Here is an 18,330-nt window from a genome sequence, read left to right on the forward strand (position 1 = left end):
CGGCTTGCTTGTTCAGGGGTTTTTTGACTTCTACCTGAAGTGGTTTCCTGGTAAAGGAAATTTGCAGCACGGCTTAGCTCGGAAAGTGACAGCAATATGTTGAGGAAGCGTAAAGATATACCCCGAATATTTGCTTTCTTGAGCTTCAGTTTTCATGAGCTTTGAGGATAGAATGAGCCTTCCATTCCAGGGGTTTTTACATGCATTCTATTTAAAAGAGAAAGTCTGGCTTTTTTGATCTGTATCTCAGGGTGGAAAGAGGGAAATAGCGCCCCTGATATAAACCGTTAGGCTTGTTTGGAATAGTTGGCTTGAAGGACCCGTTCTGCTGGAAACCGCAGGATGACTGTAGTGCCGTGTTCGGGCGCTGATTCGATGTCCAGGGAGCCTTCGTGCAGCTGCATGATGGACTGGCAGATGTTCAGGCCCAGGCCCGTGCCCTGGATTCCCTGGACATAGGCATCCTCGGTCCGTCCGAAGGCCTCGAGTGCCTTGGCGATGTCCTCCGCTTTCATGCCCTGTCCCTGATCGCGCACGCGCAGGGTCAGTTTCCCATTGTTTTCCCGGGTATTGCTGATCCAGACACTGGTCTCGGGCCCTGAATACTTCAGTGCATTGGACAGCAGGTTGACCAGGACCTGCTTCAAGGCCCTGGGGTCTGCCTGGAGCGTGCAGTCTGTAACCTCGTTGTGGAGCGTTATGTTGCTGCGCTCGGCCATGCTCTGGACCAGGGAGAGGCTTTCCTCCACCAGTTCGGACAGCTGGATTTCCTCTTCATGGAGTTCGTAGCGTTCGGCCTCGATCTTGGAGAGGTCCAGGATGTCGTTGATCAGCGAGAGCAGATATTCTCCGCTGGAATTTATGTCCCGTGCATATTCCTGGATGCGCTCGATGGGGAGCGTTTTCACGAACTCCTGACGCAGCAGGTCGGAAAAGCCCAGGATGGCGTTCAGCGGCGTGCGGAGCTCATGGCTCATGGTGGCCAGGAAGCGGGATTTGCTGCGACTGAGCGCTTCTGCATGCTCCTTGGCCTGCTTCAATTCCTCGGTCCGTTCCTCCAGAAGGCCGTGATAGTACTCGAACAGCCGGGCACGCCGGTATGCGTGACGCACGAAGAAGGCCGAAAGCACCAGCATCACAAGTCCGGCGATTGTCAGGGGCAGGACCATCTCACGCAGCATGCCCAGCCCGGGTGACGTGCTGGCCCAGGTCAGGGCGGCAAGGGTCTGTCCAGAGGCAGTTGTCAGGGGCAGATGCGTGCGGCTGCCTTCGGGCGCTTCCGAAACAAGGCTGAGGCCCTCCAGTTCCAGGTCCGTTGTCAGATCGGTCAGGAAGGCGTCATCGAAGGTCATGAAGATGACAAGGACGGCATGCTGGTCTTCCTCAAGTGCGTGATCGCGCGCGCCCTCCCAGGTCAGCGGCGCGGCTGCAACCAGATGCAGGCCTTTCTCGTCCTTGAAAAAACCTGTGGCCGCTTCAGGCCGCTCACCAGGGTTGCCGACATTGCTGCGGGCCGTGTCCATCAGAGCCTGGACTTCACCTGGCAGGGCTTCCGGCTCGGCCAGATACTCGGGGTCATATTGATTGACGTGATGCAGAATGCGGTTGTTGCTCCAGGCCACCAGCGCGCCATCCATCTGCAGGCCGTCGAGGGCCCATTCACTTATGTATTCCTCTGCCCAGTCCGGGTCGTAGTCCAAAAGGAGGTTCTCGATGCTGTCGTCGTCATAGGCGCCACTGACCGTATGGTTGGCGATGGTTCTGCGGTGCAGATTCAGGCCCTTCTCGACAATGCGCCGTTCGGACTCCACGGCCAGTTCGTACTGGTGCCAGGCGGTATCATAGACAAGCGCTGCGGCAAGGCCCAGGAAGCCCAGCACCAGAATCAACACGGGCCACAGCTGGCGTCCCATGGATGGTGGCGTCCCCTTTTCGCCGGAATGCTTGCGGAGAAAGGTCACGGATGCTTCGCGCTATGTGGTGTTGCGAGAGAGGTGCCGGCACGCACTGAGGGTCTCCTGTAGCCTGCGACTCGGAGACTCGAGCCACAGTTCCAGTGAACAACAGCGGCAGGTTTAATCGCAATTGACTCGAAAAATCAACGTAATGCTGCTGTCCATCATTACTACGGACAGAGGCTGATCGGCTCAGGCTTTCCCAAGGGGCTTTTGGAGCAGCTTATCCAAGCGCATCCGGGCGTGGACCACCGGTTGCCCAATCGAGCAGTTCCACCGTATGAACCACCGGCATTTCGGCCCCACTGGCGATCTGGGTGATGCAGCCGATGTTGCCGCTGGCGACGATCTCGGCCCCCGTGCGCTGCAGATGGCCTACCTTGCGATCCTTCAATTGATTGGCGATGACCGGTTGGGTCAGGTTGTAGGTTCCGGCCGATCCACAGCAGATGTGACTTTCAGCCGGCTCCACCACCTCGAAACCGGCGGCCTGAAGCAGGGATTTCGGCGGTTGGCGCACCTGCTGGCCATGCTGCAGCGAGCAGGCCGAGTGGTAGGCCACGCGCTGGCCGGTGGGCCGTACCGGCTGCGGCAGGTCCAGTTCGGCCAGCAGCTCGGAGATGTCCTTCGTCATGTTCGAGATCTCGGCAGCTGCTTTGGCATAGTCCGGATCCTCGCGCAGCATGAAGCCGTAGTCCTTGACCGTGGTGCCACAGCCCGAGGCGTTGACGACGACGGCGTCCAGGCCGCCTTCGCTCTCCTTCAGGCGGTTCCAGGCATCGATGTTGGCCCTGGCCGAGGCAAGCGCCGGGTCCTCCTGGCCCATGTGATGAACCAGCGCACCGCAGCAGCCGGCCCCTTGGGCCACCACCACCTCGACGCCCATGCGGGTCAGAAGGCGCACCGTGGCTTCGTTGATGGCCGGGGAGAGCACCTGCTGGGCACAGCCGTTCAGCAGGGCAACGCGGGCACGGAGCGTACCTTCGGCCGGGAAGACCTGCGGGCGGTCCACCGGGGAGGGCGACGGCAGCTTGCGCGGTGCCATGTCGATCATGGTTCTCAGGCGGCCTGGCAGCAACCCTGCCAGCGGTCGGGCAAGTTGGGCACCGATGAGCGCAAGGCGGAAGCGTCCGGGATAGGGCAGGACGGTGGCCAGCAACTTGCGCAGGCTGCGGTCCGGCAGGGGGCGCTGGTAGGTCTCTGCGATGTGCTTGCGGGCATGGTCGACCAGATGCATGTAGTGCACGCCCGAGGGGCAGGTGGTCATGCAGGACAAGCAAGAAAGGCATCGGTCGATGTGGGTCACCACCTTCTCGCTGGCGGGCTTGTCGTTCTCCAGCATGTCCTTGATCAGGTAGATGCGTCCGCGCGGACTGTCGAGCTCGTTGCCCAGCAGGACATAGGTCGGACAGGTGGCGGTACAGAAGCCGCAGTGCACGCAGTTGCGCAGGATCTGTTCGGATTCCCGGGTATCGGGGTCGGCCAGCTGGGCGAGTGAGAAGTTTGTCTGCATGGGCTTAACTGTCCGCGTAGATGCGACCGGGGTTGAGGACACCGCTGGGGTCGAAAGCGTTCTTGAGCCGCGCCGAGAGCGCAGCCTTTCCGGCGTCCTGCGGCTGGAAAACCGGAACAGCCGCGCGCAATGCGTCAGGCGCCCGCATCAGGGTGGCATGGCCGCCAGCTTCGGCAATGGCCTCGCGAACGATGGCCGTCCCGCCGTCGTCTTCGGTCCCGGCCGGGTCGAAGCCGATCCAGAGCAGGCCACCGCCCCAGTCGTAGAAATGCTGTCCCCTGCGTTGGTCCAGGATGCGGGCGGCAACGCCGGGGCCGGCTGTGGGAGCCGTTGAAACCTTCCAGACGATCTGCTCGCTGCTCTGCACGAAAGGATGCAGGTTTGCGATCTTGCTCCAGAAATCCTTCGAGTTCTTGCCGTGCAATTCTTCGGTCTCGCCAAGGGCTGACAGCTCCTTGCGCAAGGCTTCGCAACGGAAGACGGCTGAAGGCTCCGGACCTTCGACACGTACGGCGGTGACGGATCGGCCTGCGTCGGAGACCCGGGACAGCTCGAAATCAGCAGCCGTGGAGGCCGGCAGATGCGCGGCGGCGGAAACCTCGTGCGGTGAGCCGAGGGACTGGGACAGGGCTGAGACGGCCTGCGCATCCTCAAGTCCATAGACCAGCACGGTGCGCAGCTTTTCGGCGCCCGGCAGCACCTTCACCGTGACTTCGGTCATGATGCCCAGCGTTCCGTAGGAGCCGGCCAGCAGTTTGCTGAGATCATAGCCGGTGACGTTCTTGACCACGCGGCCGCCGGATTTCACCAGTTCACCCCGGCCGGTCACGGCGGAAAAGCCCAGAAAGTGGTCTCGTGCTGCGCCGATCTTGATACGGCGCGGGCCGGCCAGGTTGCAAGCCAGCAGGCCGCCCAGTGTGCCCTCGTCATGTCCACTGCCATAGAATGCCGAGAGATTCGGTGGTTCGAATGCCATCTCCTGGCCCGTCTCCTGCAAGGCAGAGCGAATGTCGGCAAGCGGCGTTCCGGCACCGGCGGAGAGCACCAGTTCCTCGGGTTCGTAGAGGCGGATGCCATTGAATGCCGACAGGGAGACCGTGTGATGCGCCTGCACAGGGCGCCCCAGGCCGCTCTTGCTGTCGCTGCCAATGACCTTCAGGGGCTGTTTCTCGGAAACCGCCCAGTTCACCAGTTCAACCAGCTGGTCCGGGTTCTCCGGGCGCAGGATCTCGCTCATGGATGGACCTCAGAAGCGGGGAATGTCGGGGAAGGGCAGTTGCCCCTTGTGAATGTGCATGCGCCCCAGTTCAGCGCAGCGATGCAGTTGTGGGAAGACCTTGCCGGGATTGAGCAGGCTGTCGGGATCGAAGGCACACTTCACCCGCTGCTGCTGGTTCAGGTCGACCTCGGAGAACATGGAGCCCATCAGGTCGCGCTTCTCGACCCCGACTCCGTGCTCGCCGGTCAATACGCCGCCAACCTCGACACAGAGGGTCAGGATGTCGCTTCCGAAGTCTTCGGCCTTCTCCAGGTCGCCCGGCTTGTTGGCGTCGTACATGATCAGCGGATGCAGGTTGCCGTCGCCGGCATGGAAGACGTTGACCACGCCCAGGCCGTAGTGCTCGCTCATCTCGCGCATGCGAGTGAGGACATGGGGCAGCTTGTTGCGCGGAATGGTGCCGTCCATGCAGTAGTAGTCGGGCGAGAGGCGACCGACGGCCGGAAAGGCGGCCTTGCGCCCGGCCCAGAAGCGTGCGCGTTCCTCGTCATTCTCGGAGATGCGGTTGTAGACGGCACCCTTCTCCTTGGCGATCTCGTTGACCCGTTCCAGCAGGTGGTCGACCTCGATAGGTGGGCCGTCCAGCTCGACGATCAGCAGGGCATCCACGTCCAGCGGATAGCCCGCCTTCACGAAATCCTCGGCGGCGTGAATGGCCGGCCGGTCCATCATTTCCATGCCGCCAGGAATGATGCCGCCGGCGATCACGGCGGCGACACAGTCGCCGGCCGCCTCACTGGTCTCGAATCCCAGCAGCAGGGCGCGCGCGGAAGCGGGTTTCTGCAGGATGCGCACGGTGACTTCCGTGACCACGCCCAGCAAGCCCTCGGAGCCGGTCATCAGGCCCAGCAGGTCGTAGCCTTCGCTGTCCAGGTGCTTGCCGCCGATCTCGATGATGCTACCGTCGATCAGGACCACCTTGAGACCCAGCAGGTTGTTGGTGGTCAGTCCGTACTTCAGGCAGTGAACGCCGCCGGAGTTTTCCGCCACGTTTCCGCCGATGGAGCAGGCGATCTGACTGGAGGGGTCCGGGGCATAGTAGAAACCGGCATGTTCCACGGCGTTGGTGATGCCCAGGTTGGTGACGCCGGGCTGCGTCACCACACAGCGGTTCTCGAAATCGGTCTCCAGGATCTGATTGAACTTGCCCAGCCCCAGGACGATACCATCCTCCAGCGGCAGGGCACCGCCGGACAGCGAGGTGCCGGCCCCGCGGGGAACCACCTTGATGCTGTTCTCGTTACAGTACCGCAGCACCTGGGAGACCTGCTCCGTGGTCTCCGGCAGCACGACGATCAACGGAATCTGTCGATAGGCGGTCAGCCCGTCGTTCTCATAGACGCGCAGTTCGTCTTCGTCATAGATCACGCTTTCCTGCGGCAGGATCTCCTGCAGGGTGGCGATGATTTCACGCTTGCGGCTGATCACGCCACGGTCCGGCTCCGGCATCTGCATGCCTGCGTCTCTCCCTTGCGTTTCCGCCTGCTAAAGGGCGGAAAGTGGTATTACCAATTTTGAGAGAGTATGAGAATGCCGAGCCCTGTGGTCAATGGCCAGGACATGGTTCGGCTTCTGCGCAGGCAACACGAAAAGGCCGCATCGAGAACGATGCGGCCTTCCGCGTCAAACTTCAGGCAGCCTCAGGTCCGCACCAGGGCGAACCGGGCGCCGGACTTAGCCCTGGCGGGCCTTGAAGCGGGGATTCTTCTTGTTGATGACGTAGACACGTCCGCGACGGCGCACGACGCGACACCCTTTTTCGCGCAGTTTTGCCGTCTTCAGGGAGTTGATGACCTTCATTCTTTTGTCCTCGCGACTGTCGGTTCCGGTGGTATCGGCCAGACGGAACCCTTCCAAATTCGAGGCGCGGAACATAAGCGCTGCCCCGACGGCTGTCAACGGCACACGCGCGGGGAACGGCCACATGGCAGGCAATATGAAGGGACATTGGGCTTGGCCGTTTACAGTTCTGTGTCGCCTTGATATTTTCCGCGCGCGCTCGGGGGCAGAAGGCGCTTCCGGAAACCCGTTTTTTGTTGCTGTGCAGGCCTGTACAGCATGCCAAGGCTGGACCCAAGTTCATGAAAATTCTCACCGGAAACTCGAACCGGTCGCTCTCGGAGGCGATTTCCGCCTACCTGAATCTGCCGTTGACCAAGGCGTCCATGCGACGCTTTTCAGACATGGAGGTCTTTGTCGAGATCCACGAGAACGTGCGCGGCGAGGATGTCTTCCTGGTGCAGTCCACCTCCTATCCGGCGAACGATAACCTGATGGAACTGCTGGTGGCCATCGACGCGCTGAAGCGCGGATCTGCCCGGCGCATCACGGCGGTCCTGCCCTATTACGGCTATGCGCGCCAGGACCGGAAGTCCGGCCCGCGCACACCGATCTCGGCCAAGCTGGTGGCCAACCTGATCACGGGCGCCGGCGCCGATCGGGTTCTGACCATGGATCTGCACGCAGGCCAGATTCAGGGCTTCTTCGACATTCCCACGGACAACCTCTTTGCCGCACCGGTTTTCATCAAGGACATCATCGAGCGTTATGATGGAGAGGAACTGACCATCGTTTCGCCGGACGTCGGCGGTGTCGTGCGCGCACGTGCCATTGCAAAGCGACTGGACGCCGACCTGGCAATCATCGACAAGCGCCGCGAACGCGCCGGTGTCTCCGAGGTCATGCACATCATCGGCGATGTGCGCGGCCGCCGCTGCATCCTGGTGGACGATATCGTGGATTCCGCCGGCACGCTCTGCAACGCGGCCGGGGCACTGAAGGATGCTGGGGCCACCGGGGTTTCCGCCTATGTCACCCACGGGGTTCTGTCCGGCGGCGCGGTGGCGCGCGTGTCCTCCTCGCCGATCGAGGAGCTGGTTACCACCGATTCCATTCTGGCGACTGAGGCCGTGCGCGTCGCGCACAATATCCGGCAGATCTCGATCGCACCCCTGCTGGGCGAGGCGATCCGCCGGATCAGTGACGAGCATTCGGTCTCGAGCCTTTTCGACATGCCGGCCTGAGGGTACGGCAACACAAACACGGCTGCGACACCCCTGGAGGTCGCGGCGTGTCGCAGCGGCGGGCGTGTTGTCCGCCGCAAATCGCTTGGTCAAGGAGTATGAAACATGAGCGAAACGCGTACGCTGAAGGCGGAGAAGCGTGAACGGGCTGGCAAGGGGGGAGCCCGTGCAGCCCGCCGCGCCGGATTGGTTCCGGCCGTCATCTATGGTGACAAGAAAGACCCCGTCACGATCACCCTGGAAGAGCGCGACATCGTTCGCGAACTCTTCACGCCGGGTTTCTTCACGCACCTGTTCGACATCAAGATCGGGAACAAGAAGGAACAGGTCCTGGCGCGTGATGTGCAGCTGCATCCGGTCAAGGAACTGCCGCTGCACGTGGACTTCCTGCGGGTATCGGCAAAGAGCCGCGTGAACGTCGAGGTGCCGGTCCACTTCATCAATGATGAGGAATGCAAGGGCATCAAGGTCGGCGGCGTGCTCAACGTCGTGCGCCACACGGTCGAGCTGGACTGTAATGCCGGCAATATTCCCGAGTATATCGAGATCGACCTGATCGGCTATGATGTGGGCGATTCCATCCACATCAGCGAGGTCGCGCTGCCGGATGACGTGGCTCCCACCATCAGCGATCGTGACTTCACCATCGCCACCATCGCCGCGCCGAGCGCCCTGAAGGGTGCCGACGAGGAGGAGGAAGAAGGCGAAGAAGGTGAAGAGGGCGAAGCCGAGGAAGGTGAAGCCGCCGAGGGCAGCGCCGAGGGCGAGGACTCCGGCGAAGGCGAAGAGTCTTCCGAGAAGTAAGCCGGATCGCCGCCCTGTCGGGTTTGCGCTGAATGCGCAGGACACCGGCAGGGCGGCGGTTTCGCCGTTCCGATACCAAGGGAGGTCTGTGCCATGCGGCTTCTAGTGGGACTGGGAAACCCCGGACCGACCTACGCCCGCAATCGGCACAACATCGGCTTCATGGCCGTGGATGCCTTTGCCGAGCATCATGGCTTCCCGGCCTGGCGACAACGCTTCCAGGGCTTCTGTTCGGAAGGTGTCCTGGGGGGTGAAAAGGTCCTGCTGCTCAAGCCCATGACCTACATGAACAAGTCCGGCCAGTCGGTGGGCGAGGCGGCGCGCTTCTACAAGCTGTCCCCGGAAGATATCCTGGTTTTCCATGACGAGTTGGACCTGGGCTGCGGCAAGGTGAAGCTGAAAACCGGCGGCGGTCATGCCGGACACAATGGCCTTCGTTCCATCATTGCCCATCTGGGGGCCGATTTTCGCCGGGCGCGGCTGGGCATCGGACATCCCGGCGACAAGGCGAAGGTGCATGGGCATGTGCTGGGCGATTTCTCCAAGAGCGAACAGGAAATCGTGGATCGCCTGCTCGAGGTAATGGCCCGCGAGGCCCCGCTGCTGCTGGCTGGTGACGCGAGGTCCGACGGGGCCTTCATGTCGAAGGTCAGCCAGGCCGTACAGCCTGCTAGGGATAGGCAGCCCTCGAAGGCCAAGGCAACGACGGTTCAGTCCGACAAGGGGACTGGACAGCAAAAGGAAACCCCGACCGCAACCGAAGGGACGGAGGCGCAAGCAGCTGGCCTTGGCGGTCAGGACGAAAGCGCGACAACTCTGGGCCAGGCGCTGAAGAACGCGATGAAGCGCCTGGGCGGAAACAATACGGAAAGCTGATCCATGGGATTCAAATGCGGAATCGTGGGACTGCCCAATGTGGGCAAGTCCACCCTTTTCAATGCGCTGACGGAAACGGCGGCGGCCGAGGCGGCGAACTATCCGTTCTGCACCATTGAGCCCAACGTGGGCCGTGTGGCCGTACCAGACCCGCGCCTGGAGAAGCTGGGCGCGATCGCCAAATCGGCCAAGGTCATTCCGACCCAGCTTGAGTTCGTGGACATTGCCGGCCTGGTGCGCGGCGCCTCCAAGGGGGAGGGGCTGGGCAACCAGTTCCTGGCCAACATCCGCGAGGTGGACGCGATCGCCCATGTCCTGCGCTGTTTCGAAGGTGAGACCACGCATGTGGACGGCTCCGTCGATCCCATCCGTGATGCCGAGACGGTGGAAACCGAATTGTTGCTGGCGGACCTGGAAAGCGTCGAGAAGCAGCTGGAATCCAGTGCCAAGCGGGCCAAAGGCGGTGACAAGGAAGCCAAGCAGCGCGTGGCCGTGCTGGAGCCCGTGGCGGCGGCCCTGCGCGAAGGACAGCCGGCGCGCAGCGTCGAGGTGTCTGCCGAGTTGCTTCCCACTTTCCGCAGCCTGAATTTGCTGACCGCCAAGCCGGTGCTCTATGTGGCCAATGTCGAGGAGGCTGCGGCGAAGGATGGCAACGCGCTCTCCGAGACGGTGCGTGCACGCGCCGAGGAGACCGGAGCCGGTTTTGTCGTGATCTCGGCCGCCATCGAGGCCGAAGTGGCTTCCCTGGGGGATGATGAGGAGAAGGAGGCATTCCTGGAAGAAATGGGTTTGGAGGAATCCGGGCTGGCTCGTCTGATCCGCGCTGGCTATGGCCTGTTGAACCTGATTACCTTCTTTACCGTGGGACCCAAGGAAGCGCGGGCCTGGACGGTGGCGGCCGGTGCCACGGCGCCGCAGGCCGCTGGCGTGATCCACAGCGATTTTGAGCGGGGCTTCATCCGCGCCGAGACGATCACCTGCGATGACTATATCGCGCTTGGCGGTGAACAGCCCTGCAAGGATGCGGGCAAGATGCGCGCGGAGGGCAAGGAATATATTGCCCGTGACGGCGACGTCTTCCTGTTCCGCTTCAATGTGTGAAGATCAACGCGCCACGCTTCAGCTCACCACATAGGTCATCAGCGCACAGCCGATCAGGAACTTGATCAGGCCGCCCAGGATGATTCGCTGGAAGAGGTCGCGCAGGCCGGCGTAGATCAGGTAGAGCCCGAAGGCCAGCAGCAGCCAGGCCAGCCAGTCCGCATTCTGCAGCCCGACACCGCGCGACAGGCCGTCGAAGAATCCGTCCAGAGCACCGGATACGCCGTTCCAGATCGCGGCCGCCAGTTGTCCGACCGCGGCTATAATGCTGCCGAGTGCTTCGCCCAGCCATTCGAACATCTGCTGCTATCCCCCGCGTGAGTGCTCGTGGCGGTTTAGCGGTCCCGGAGGGGACAAGGCAAGGACCTTGTCCTGTCAGTGTGAGTTCCGAGTCTTTGACTGAGCGGGCGGTTCGACTCCTAAAGCCGAAGCGATGTCCTTTGGCAAGGGCGCATCGAAATCGGGTCCAATCCGCAGTTTTCCTCGCAAGATTCCGGCTTTGCGTCGAGCGGTCTGTGTGCCGGTCGGAGGGCCGGGACGGACCAGCCGAGCAACCGGCTTTCCGGCGCGGCAAATCACGATCTCCTCTCCCTTCTCCGACTGCGCGATCAATCGGCAGAGGTGCGCCCTAGCTTCCATGATGTTGACTGTCTTCATTTCGTCTCTTCTTGCGAAGACATGCATCCTGAGTTGGTCTAGCCCAATACGAGGGAGGATGCAAAATATCATGGTGCTGTCCGGGGAGCCTTTTCACGAGTTTCTCCGCAAGACCCTGCCTTCCCTGGATCGGTTCGTGAACGGGCAGGTAAGGCAGGGCGCGGTGCTCCGGGTCAGACGGCGGTCCGAACGGTCTCGGTCACATCCAACTTGCGTTCCAGCATCACCGGGACCGGTCGGCAGACGGTGTTGCAGACCGGCGAGTGCTGCCGGGTGAAGGCAATGAGGTCGGCTAGTTCCTCCTCGGAGCAGTTCGCCTTCACGTCCATGCGGATGCGGATCTGCTCGTAGCCGGCGGGCACGGACTCGTCCAGGGCGAGCAGGCCCTGGACGTCCAGGTCTCCTTCCAGTTCCGTCGAGAGATGCTCGATGGTGATGCCGCGGGCCGTGGCGTGCAGCACGAAGGTCGTGGTGACACAGCCGGCGAGCGCGTGCAGCAGGAATTCCACGGGATTGGCGCCCTCGTTGTTGCCGAGCAGCACGGGCGGCTCGCCGTTGGTGAAGGTGAAGGGTTCCGAGCGCGAATCATCCTCGCGGCCGGCGCCGTAGAAGTCCCGGATCCTCGAACGGTTCTCGCCGCCGCTGATCCAGGTGTTCCGGGCGCGGAACTGGAAGTGGCCGAGGGAGCTGTCCGCCTTGATCGCATCGATGGTGGCTAAGGCGGCGGTCACGTCCAGACCGTTCATGTGGCCGGGCTGTGCAGGGGTGGTTTCAGGGGTCATCATTGTCCTACTCCTTTATTGTGTGAAAGTGATCAACTGTTTGACACATCTGCATAAATTTTGCCGATTGGCCTGTAGTGGCCGATAGAGGAGAAAATACGAGTGGACCGGCGCGCGGGTTAGCTCGATTCTGGTCACAACAGTTCCGTTTGTGCCACGAAACGAGGCTCATGAGGATGGACGGTTCTTCCCCCGCTGGCACCGAGGCCCTGATCGTCGCCGTGCCGGAAACGGCAGGCTCGGCGCTTTACGGTATGGTGGACGTACTGTCCGCCACTGGTCGGATTTGGCGCGAACTGGTGGGCGAACCGCCGGGAGCGCAGCTGATCAGGCCCCGGATCGTGGGCCTGTCGCGCACGCCCTTTCTCTGCGGCAACGGCATACCGGTCGCTCCCGAACTCTGCGTGGACGACGACCCGCTCGCGGACATCGTGATTCTTCCGGAAATGTGGCTTGCCCCCGATGATCCCCTCCAGGGCCGCTATCCGGACCTGCTGGACTGGGTCCGGCGGCGGTATCGCACGGGCAGCACGGTTTATTCGGCCTGCTCAGGCACCGTCCTTCTGGCGGCCACCGGCCTGCTTGACGGGCGCGAGGCGACCTCGCACTGGGGCTATCAGGATCTCTTCCGCACCTGCTTTCCGGCCGTGCGATTCCGGCCGGCGCCGAACCTGGTGTTCGCCGATCCCGCCGGACGGATCGTGAGTGCCGGCGGCACCACCTCCTGGCATGACCTGGCGCTACACATCATCGCGCGCCACTGCAGCCCCGGGGAGGCTTTGCGCATAGCCAAGGTCTACCTGCTGAAGTGGCACGGCGAGGGCCAGCTGCCATATGCCAGCCTGGTACGTGCCCAGCCCCACGCCGACTCAGCGGTACGCGCTGTGGAACAGTGGCTGAAGCAGTACTTCCGCGACGCGCACGCGGTCTCCGGCGCCGTCGCCCAGGCCGGACTGCCGGAACGCAGCCTCAAACGCCGCTTCAGGGCGGCCACGGGCACAAGCCTGATGACCTATGTCCAGAACCTCCGCATGGAAGAGGCCAAGCGGCAGCTGGAGGAAAGCGAAACGGCCTTCGAGGAGATCGCGGCGGAGGTGGGCTATGAAAACCCAGCCTTCGCGCGCCGGCTGTTCAGGCGCACCACGGGCCTGACACCCGGGCAGTATCGCAAGATGTTCCGGCCGGTGGCGCAGGCGGCCGAGCCGCTGGAGAGCGTCTCGTTCGCTGGCGAGGCCTCAACGAAGGCGGAGGACGGCGTGGCGTGAAGCCTTCCGGCCTCAGACCGCGAAATCCGGCGCCAGTTTCGCCAGCTGGCGCTTGATGCTTTCCAGGTGGGCCTGGGCGCTTTCGGCGTCGCCGTCCTGCATTTGGGCGGCGGTGCTTTCGGCGATCTCGCGCGGCACGGGCTTGAGCGGGCGGCCGGTGCTCATGGCCTTGACCTGGGCTTCGGCGGCACGCTCCAGGTAGTAGAGGTCATCCCAGGCCTGGGCGATGGTCTCGGCCGCCACCAGGATGCCGTGGTTCTTGAGGAACAGGATATCGGCCTCGCCCAGGGCGGTGGCCATGCGTTCGCCTTCGCGATCGTCCAGGGCCAGGCCGCTGTAGTTTTCGTCCACCGCCGTGCGGCCATAGAACTTCAGCGCCGTCTGGCTGGCCCAGGCCAGCGGCTCGCCCTCCAGCATCGACAAGGCCGTGGCGTAGGGCATGTGGGTGTGGAAGGCGACCTTCACACGCGGCACCACGCGGTGCAGGCAGGCATGGATATAGAAGGCCGTGGCCTCGGGCACGCCGTCGCCCTCGATGACATTGCCGTGCAGGTCGCAGACCAGCAGGCGCGAGGCCGTGATCTCGTCGAAGGCATGGCCATAGGGATTGACCAGGAACAGGTCGTCACGCCCCGGCACCATGGCCGAGAAGTGGTTGCACACCCCCTCCTGCAGGCCCAGGCGGGCGGCCATGCGGAAGGTGGCGGCGAGATCCACACGTGCGGCCTGCAGGGCCTCGCGGTCGATGGAATTGCTGCCTATGGCCGTTGTAAAAGCCGGGACAGGCGTTTGCCGGGATTTCAATTCGTGCGCCATCGGGACTCCGTCATCTTCAGGGTATCAGGCTGTAGAATGCTCAATCCAGCCGAACTGTGCAAACAGCCCGGGTAGGCCGTTCAGGTCCGGCAGTGTGGCATCCGGGGTGTAGTCTGGGGGAGGCTTGCGTCCTGAGCCGCGGTCAACCCAGATGCACCTAAGTCCAAGGTCTCGGGCAGCGGCCAGGTCGAGATGTGGGCTGGCACAGATGTGAACCGTCTCGTTACTGTCCACACCGAGTTCGCGATAGGCATGCTCGAAAAGCGCGAGGGAAGGCTTGTAAGCGCCTGCCTGCTCGGCAGTGATGATACGGTCAATTGTGTTGCCCAACTGCCCGACATTCCCAGCTATGATCGAATCATCGGTGTTGGAGATAATACAAAGCCGGAAGCCAGCTGCCTTGAGCCGTTGCAGGACATTCGGCACTTCTGGAAAGGCCGGCATGCCTGAGATTGCAGCTGTCAGGATTTCGCCGTCATCCTGCTCAACTGGAAGCCCAAGCTCGTCCATCGTCTGCTCCAGGGCCATCTGTGCGATCTCTCTGAAAGAGCGGTATGGGGGTGTCTGTTCGAGCCTGAATTCATGACGTTCATAAACCTCCAGGAGGGTCCGGGGATCGAGGTTTTCGACTTTCTTGTTATGCAGGAGCTGCCGAGCGACTTCATAGAGTCCCTCGTCCCACTGAATCAGGGTTCCGTAGCAGTCGAAAGTCAGCCAGCTTGGCGAAGGTTTGTCGGTGAGCATGTCCTGTGGTCTTTCATGTGATCTTGCCGATGCCGGACAATCTAGATCTCGATAGACGAATTAGAAAATTAAATGTATGTATAAACTTTAGTGGAAATACAAATGATACAATGTTTGATGTCGAACTCCTGAGAACGCTTCTGGCTGTGGCCGACACCGGCAGCTTCACGCTGGCGGCCAACAGGGTGCATCGAACGCAGTCAACGGTGAGCCAACAGATCCGCAAGCTGGAAGAAGCAGCGGGCCATCGCCTGCTTCGACGAGAACGCGCAGGCGGTGTGATTCTGCCGACCCAGGAGGGGGAAGTACTGCTCGGCTATGCGCGCCGCATCGTGGACATATCCAGGGAGGCCGAAACCATGATGCGTGCCGCCGAACCTCTGGAGACGATCCGTCTGGGCGTTCCCGAGGATTTTGCGGGGCATCGCTTGACGGAACTGCTGTCCGGCCTTGCGCGTTCCTTTCCCAGGGTGCGGCTTGACGTGACCAGTGGGCTCAATATCGAGCTTTCCCGTCAACTCGCTGCACGGGAACTCGATCTGGCGATCGTCAAGCGACACCCCGAGAGCGGGCCCTGCATCGCCCGTTGGCCGGAGCGCCTTGTGTGGGTGGCTGGACGCAAGGTGAAAGAAGTCGCTGAACCGGTGCCTTTGGCGGTTTTTCCCTCTGGGTGTGTCTATCGCGGCTATGCAATCGAAATGCTGGAAACTGCCGGGCGTCGCTGGCGCATTGCCTATGCGAGCCAGAGCCTGATCGGAATCCAGGCTGCCATCTCCTCTGGATTGGGGATAAGTATTCTCTCCCAAGGAGCTATTCTGCCTGGGCATCGCCGTCTGGAACCGGCGGAAGGCTTTCCGGAGCCACCGCAATCGGAAATCGCCTTGCTTGCGAAATCCGGCCGCCTGGAAGTGGTGGTCGAGGATGTAGCTTCCTATCTGGAACACCAGATGGGCACTGGGATATTGAAGGGCCTGATGAGTGTGGATGGTGGGTAAAATGCCTTCGAGGCAAGTGCTTCCGGAAACACTTAGGACGAAGGTTCAGAAACAGAAAAACTGCCCCTTGCCCTTGCCCCCCGTGATGCTGATATAGTGCTTACGGGAGGTTGGCCGCGGACGGATCGCTCGCCAACCCGGTCAGGTCCGGAAGGAAGCAGCCGTAACGAGTTTCTGCATCCGGGTCGCAGGTCCAGCCTCCCACCTTTCACGCGCCGCGCCGAGTGAGACGTCGGCGATCGCTTCCGCCAGGCTTCGAGCGAGGACATGACGGACCGGCCCGCGACCCCGACGCCGCAAGACGCGACAACATCCGGCAGCAAATCCCCCTATCTGGTTCTGGCCCGAAAGTACCGGCCGCAGTCCTTTGCCGACATGATTGGGCAGGATGCGCTGGTGCGCACGCTCAAGAACGCCATCGAGACCGATCGCCTGCCCCATGCCGTGGTGCTGACCGGCGTGCGCGGCGTGGGCAAGACCACGACCGCCCGCATCATCGCCAAGGCCATCAACTATACCGGCCCAGATGGCACCGCTGGCCCCACGGTGGGCAGCACCGACGACTGCGAGGCCTGTCGCGCCATCGCGGAGGATCGCCATCCCGATGTCATGGAGATGGACGCGGCTAGCCGCACAGGTGTGGACGACATCCGCGAGCTGATCGAGGGGGTGCGCTATCGTCCCGTCTCGGCGCGCTACAAGGTCTACATCATCGACGAAGTGCACATGCTCTCCAAGAACGCCTTCAACGCCCTGTTGAAGACGCTGGAGGAGCCGCCGCCGCACGTCATGTTCATCTTTGCCACCACCGAGATCCGCAAGGTTCCGGTCACAGTGCTCTCGCGCTGCATGCGGTTCGACCTGCGTCGTGTGGAACAGCCTGTCCTGGCCGAGCATTTCGCCAATCTCTGTGCCCGCGAGAACGTGGAGGCCGAAGAAGAGGCCCTGCAGATGATCGCCCGGGCTGCCGACGGCTCGGTGCGCGATGGACTTTCCCTGCTGGATCAGGCCATTGCCCTGGGGGAAACGCGCGTGGAGACGGCCACGGTCAAGCAAATGCTGGGCCTGACGGACCGGGCGCAGATCTATGACCTCTATGAAGCCACCCTGAAGGGCGACGTTGCCACGGCGCTGGAGCAGCTGGGGTCGCTCTACAATGCCGGCGGCGACCCTGTGGTGGTGCTGCAGGACATGCTGGAACTGACCCACACCTTGACGCGGGTCAAGGTGGTGCCCGATACGGCGGATGCCGGCCTGACCGAAAACGAACGCCTGCGCGGTCGCGAGATGGCGGGAAATCTGGGTGTGCCGGTGCTGACCCGGGTCTGGCAGATGCTGCTGAAGGGCATTTCCGAAACACAGCAGGCGGCTTCTCCCCTGCAGGCGGCAGAGATGGTGCTGATCCGCCTGGCCTATGCAGCCGACCTGCCGGCGCCGGCCGATCTGGTACGGCGCCTGTCGCAGCAGGATGGGGCGTCCGGTACTGCAGCAGCTACGGCGCCATCGGGAGCTCCTGCCGGCGCCGATGCCGTTTCATCTGGCGTAGCCGGGCTTGGCGGGAATGGCACGGGGCCTGAGGCTGGCCCGACCGCGCTGCGTTCCGTTGGTGGCAGCACGGCCCCGCAGACGGTAGCGATGCAGCCACAACCGGAATCGGATGTAGAACCCCTGCCGGAAGCGCGGCCAGACACAGCGGCGGAACAACAGCCGTCGAAGCCACGGCCCCGAAGCTTCGAAGAAGTGGTAAGCCTGACTCAGGAGCGGCGCGAAGCCCGGCTTGCCACGCAGTTGAAGAAGGACGTGCATCTTGTGCGCTTCGAACCGGGGCGTATCGAATTTCGCCCGGGCCCGCATGCGCCAAAGGACCTGGCCGGACAGCTGGGTCGCCTGTTAGGCGAATGGACGGGACAGCGCTGGGTCGTCAGCGTGTCGGATGAACAAGGTGAAGCCACACTGGAAGAGCAGGAGGCCGACCGCCAATCGCGTTTGCAGGCGGAGGTGTTGGCCGATCCGCGCGTCCAGGCGGTGATGCAGGTCTTTCCCGGTGCCGAGATTTCGCGCATAACCCTGCCCGAGGAAGAAACGCCTGATATGGGCGACGACGAGACACTGGAGTCCGGACTGGACACCACGGCTGAGCCGGCCGTTGGGCCCGCGGACGAAGAGGATATGGAGTAGTCCCTAATGAAGAATCTTGGCCAGATCATGAAGCAGGCCCAGGAAATGCAGGGCCGCATGAACGAACTGCAGGAGAAGCTGCAGGAAATGGAGATTACCGGCCAGTCCGGCGGCGGCCTGGTGCAGGTGACGCTGTCCGGCAAGGGTGAGGCGAGGAAGGTGAAGATCGACCCTTCGCTGATCGATCCGAACGATTCGGAAGTGCTGGAAGACCTGATCCTGGCGGCCATCAACGACGCCCGCGGCAAGGTCGATACCGAGGCACAGGAACAGATGAAGGAATTGACCGGTGGCATGAACCTGCCGCCGGGCATGAACCTGCCATTCTGAGACCTGGCGGAG

Annotated in this window: 18 protein-coding genes and 1 other RNA gene; 9 read left to right on the forward strand and 10 right to left on the reverse strand. The window is 62.4% G+C overall.

What is annotated here, in order from left to right:
* Positions 1-287 precede the first annotated feature (287 nt).
* From G502_RS21620 to ykgO, 5 genes are all read right to left on the reverse strand, one after another.
* Entirely contained in the window at positions 288-1,913 is a 1,626-nt protein-coding gene (locus tag G502_RS21620; protein WP_022729459.1) for a sensor histidine kinase, read from the reverse strand.
* 265 nt (positions 1,914-2,178) lie between these two features.
* Entirely contained in the window at positions 2,179-3,468 is a 1,290-nt protein-coding gene (glcF, locus tag G502_RS0114800; RefSeq protein ID WP_022729460.1) for a glycolate oxidase subunit GlcF, read from the reverse strand.
* Positions 3,469-3,472: 4 nt separating this feature from the next.
* Complete coding sequence (gene glcE, locus G502_RS0114805; protein ID WP_022729461.1) at positions 3,473-4,705, reverse strand: glycolate oxidase subunit GlcE; 1,233 nt, start codon at positions 4,703-4,705, stop codon at positions 3,473-3,475.
* Between the two features lie 9 nt (positions 4,706-4,714).
* Positions 4,715-6,202, reverse strand: coding sequence for an FAD-linked oxidase C-terminal domain-containing protein (locus tag G502_RS0114810; protein ID WP_022729462.1), 1,488 nt, complete (start codon positions 6,200-6,202; stop codon positions 4,715-4,717).
* Positions 6,203-6,421: 219 nt separating this feature from the next.
* Complete coding sequence (gene ykgO, locus G502_RS0114815) at positions 6,422-6,547, reverse strand: type B 50S ribosomal protein L36 (RefSeq protein WP_026988018.1); 126 nt, start codon at positions 6,545-6,547, stop codon at positions 6,422-6,424.
* Positions 6,548-6,828: 281 nt separating this feature from the next.
* On the opposite strand from ykgO, the gene G502_RS0114820 reads away from it, so the two are divergent.
* The 4 genes from G502_RS0114820 to ychF all read left to right on the forward strand — a co-directional run bounded on the left by G502_RS0114820 (position 6,829) and on the right by ychF (position 10,551).
* A complete protein-coding gene (locus G502_RS0114820; RefSeq protein WP_022729464.1) occupies positions 6,829-7,770 on the forward strand; it encodes a ribose-phosphate pyrophosphokinase in 942 nt (313 codons plus the stop codon).
* Between the two features lie 105 nt (positions 7,771-7,875).
* Complete coding sequence (locus G502_RS0114825; protein WP_022729465.1) at positions 7,876-8,574, forward strand: 50S ribosomal protein L25/general stress protein Ctc; 699 nt, start codon at positions 7,876-7,878, stop codon at positions 8,572-8,574.
* A gap of 93 nt (positions 8,575-8,667) precedes the next feature.
* Positions 8,668-9,450, forward strand: coding sequence for an aminoacyl-tRNA hydrolase (pth, locus tag G502_RS0114830; RefSeq protein WP_022729466.1), 783 nt, complete (start codon positions 8,668-8,670; stop codon positions 9,448-9,450).
* Positions 9,451-9,453: 3 nt separating this feature from the next.
* The gene (gene ychF / locus G502_RS0114835) at positions 9,454-10,551 is read left to right on the forward strand and encodes a redox-regulated ATPase YchF (RefSeq protein ID WP_022729467.1); all 1,098 of its coding nucleotides are present in this window, start codon (positions 9,454-9,456) and stop codon (positions 10,549-10,551) included.
* A gap of 18 nt (positions 10,552-10,569) precedes the next feature.
* Here ychF and G502_RS0114840 read toward each other — a convergent pair whose 3' ends face one another.
* The 3 genes from G502_RS0114840 to G502_RS0114850 all read right to left on the reverse strand — a co-directional run bounded on the left by G502_RS0114840 (position 10,570) and on the right by G502_RS0114850 (position 11,993).
* The gene (locus tag G502_RS0114840; protein ID WP_022729468.1) at positions 10,570-10,851 is read right to left on the reverse strand and encodes a hypothetical protein; all 282 of its coding nucleotides are present in this window, start codon (positions 10,849-10,851) and stop codon (positions 10,570-10,572) included.
* A 75-nt stretch (positions 10,852-10,926) separates the two neighbouring features.
* On the reverse strand, positions 10,927-11,280 hold the full coding sequence (locus tag G502_RS22840; RefSeq protein WP_022729469.1) for a type II toxin-antitoxin system Phd/YefM family antitoxin: 354 nt from the start codon (positions 11,278-11,280) through the stop codon (positions 10,927-10,929).
* Positions 11,281-11,381: 101 nt separating this feature from the next.
* On the reverse strand, positions 11,382-11,993 hold the full coding sequence (locus G502_RS0114850; RefSeq protein ID WP_022729470.1) for an OsmC family protein: 612 nt from the start codon (positions 11,991-11,993) through the stop codon (positions 11,382-11,384).
* Positions 11,994-12,166: 173 nt separating this feature from the next.
* On the opposite strand from G502_RS0114850, the gene G502_RS20545 reads away from it, so the two are divergent.
* Complete coding sequence (locus G502_RS20545; protein ID WP_022729471.1) at positions 12,167-13,255, forward strand: GlxA family transcriptional regulator; 1,089 nt, start codon at positions 12,167-12,169, stop codon at positions 13,253-13,255.
* 12 nt (positions 13,256-13,267) lie between these two features.
* On the opposite strand, the gene G502_RS0114860 is transcribed toward G502_RS20545, so the two are convergent.
* Together G502_RS0114860 and G502_RS0114865 are read right to left on the reverse strand one after the other, a co-directional pair.
* The gene (locus G502_RS0114860) at positions 13,268-14,071 is read right to left on the reverse strand and encodes an aldolase (protein WP_022729472.1); all 804 of its coding nucleotides are present in this window, start codon (positions 14,069-14,071) and stop codon (positions 13,268-13,270) included.
* A 24-nt stretch (positions 14,072-14,095) separates the two neighbouring features.
* A complete protein-coding gene (locus G502_RS0114865; protein WP_022729473.1) occupies positions 14,096-14,815 on the reverse strand; it encodes a haloacid dehalogenase type II in 720 nt (239 codons plus the stop codon).
* Between the two features lie 110 nt (positions 14,816-14,925).
* Here G502_RS0114865 and G502_RS20550 point away from each other — a divergent pair, with 110 nt between their 5' ends.
* The 4 genes from G502_RS20550 (at position 14,926) to G502_RS0114880 (ending at position 18,318) form a co-directional block, all read left to right on the forward strand.
* The gene (locus G502_RS20550) at positions 14,926-15,810 is read left to right on the forward strand and encodes a LysR substrate-binding domain-containing protein (RefSeq protein WP_022729474.1); all 885 of its coding nucleotides are present in this window, start codon (positions 14,926-14,928) and stop codon (positions 15,808-15,810) included.
* A gap of 105 nt (positions 15,811-15,915) precedes the next feature.
* An RNA gene (gene ffs / locus G502_RS22080) (signal recognition particle sRNA small type) lies at positions 15,916-16,015 on the forward strand.
* 62 nt (positions 16,016-16,077) lie between these two features.
* Positions 16,078-17,988: a DNA polymerase III subunit gamma/tau gene (locus tag G502_RS0114875; RefSeq protein WP_022729475.1), complete on the forward strand. Its 1,911-nt coding sequence runs from the start codon at positions 16,078-16,080 to the stop codon at positions 17,986-17,988.
* Between the two features lie 6 nt (positions 17,989-17,994).
* Complete coding sequence (locus G502_RS0114880; protein WP_022729476.1) at positions 17,995-18,318, forward strand: YbaB/EbfC family nucleoid-associated protein; 324 nt, start codon at positions 17,995-17,997, stop codon at positions 18,316-18,318.
* Positions 18,319-18,330 lie beyond the last annotated feature (12 nt).

The sequence above is a fragment of the Fodinicurvata sediminis DSM 21159 genome (genome assembly GCF_000420625.1).
GTDB classification, from domain to species: Bacteria; Pseudomonadota; Alphaproteobacteria; order Kiloniellales; family DSM-21159; genus Fodinicurvata; species Fodinicurvata sediminis.

Coding starts and splice junctions, on each gene's coding strand:
- G502_RS21620 (WP_022729459.1), bottom strand. CDS start 1,913: ATGGGACGCCAGCTGTGGCCCGTGTTGATTCTGGTGCTGGGCTTCCTG.
- glcF (WP_022729460.1), bottom strand. CDS start 3,468: ATGCAGACAAACTTCTCACTCGCCCAGCTGGCCGACCCCGATACCCGG.
- glcE (WP_022729461.1), bottom strand. CDS start 4,705: ATGAGCGAGATCCTGCGCCCGGAGAACCCGGACCAGCTGGTTGAACTG.
- G502_RS0114810 (WP_022729462.1), bottom strand. CDS start 6,202: ATGCAGATGCCGGAGCCGGACCGTGGCGTGATCAGCCGCAAGCGTGAA.
- ykgO (WP_026988018.1), bottom strand. CDS start 6,547: ATGAAGGTCATCAACTCCCTGAAGACGGCAAAACTGCGCGAAAAAGGG.
- G502_RS0114820 (WP_022729464.1), top strand. CDS start 6,829: ATGAAAATTCTCACCGGAAACTCGAACCGGTCGCTCTCGGAGGCGATT.
- G502_RS0114825 (WP_022729465.1), top strand. CDS start 7,876: ATGAGCGAAACGCGTACGCTGAAGGCGGAGAAGCGTGAACGGGCTGGC.
- pth (WP_022729466.1), top strand. CDS start 8,668: ATGCGGCTTCTAGTGGGACTGGGAAACCCCGGACCGACCTACGCCCGC.
- ychF (WP_022729467.1), top strand. CDS start 9,454: ATGGGATTCAAATGCGGAATCGTGGGACTGCCCAATGTGGGCAAGTCC.
- G502_RS0114840 (WP_022729468.1), bottom strand. CDS start 10,851: ATGTTCGAATGGCTGGGCGAAGCACTCGGCAGCATTATAGCCGCGGTC.
- G502_RS22840 (WP_022729469.1), bottom strand. CDS start 11,280: ATGATATTTTGCATCCTCCCTCGTATTGGGCTAGACCAACTCAGGATG.
- G502_RS0114850 (WP_022729470.1), bottom strand. CDS start 11,993: ATGATGACCCCTGAAACCACCCCTGCACAGCCCGGCCACATGAACGGT.
- G502_RS20545 (WP_022729471.1), top strand. CDS start 12,167: ATGGACGGTTCTTCCCCCGCTGGCACCGAGGCCCTGATCGTCGCCGTG.
- G502_RS0114860 (WP_022729472.1), bottom strand. CDS start 14,071: ATGGCGCACGAATTGAAATCCCGGCAAACGCCTGTCCCGGCTTTTACA.
- G502_RS0114865 (WP_022729473.1), bottom strand. CDS start 14,815: ATGCTCACCGACAAACCTTCGCCAAGCTGGCTGACTTTCGACTGCTAC.
- G502_RS20550 (WP_022729474.1), top strand. CDS start 14,926: ATGTTTGATGTCGAACTCCTGAGAACGCTTCTGGCTGTGGCCGACACC.
- G502_RS0114875 (WP_022729475.1), top strand. CDS start 16,078: ATGACGGACCGGCCCGCGACCCCGACGCCGCAAGACGCGACAACATCC.
- G502_RS0114880 (WP_022729476.1), top strand. CDS start 17,995: ATGAAGAATCTTGGCCAGATCATGAAGCAGGCCCAGGAAATGCAGGGC.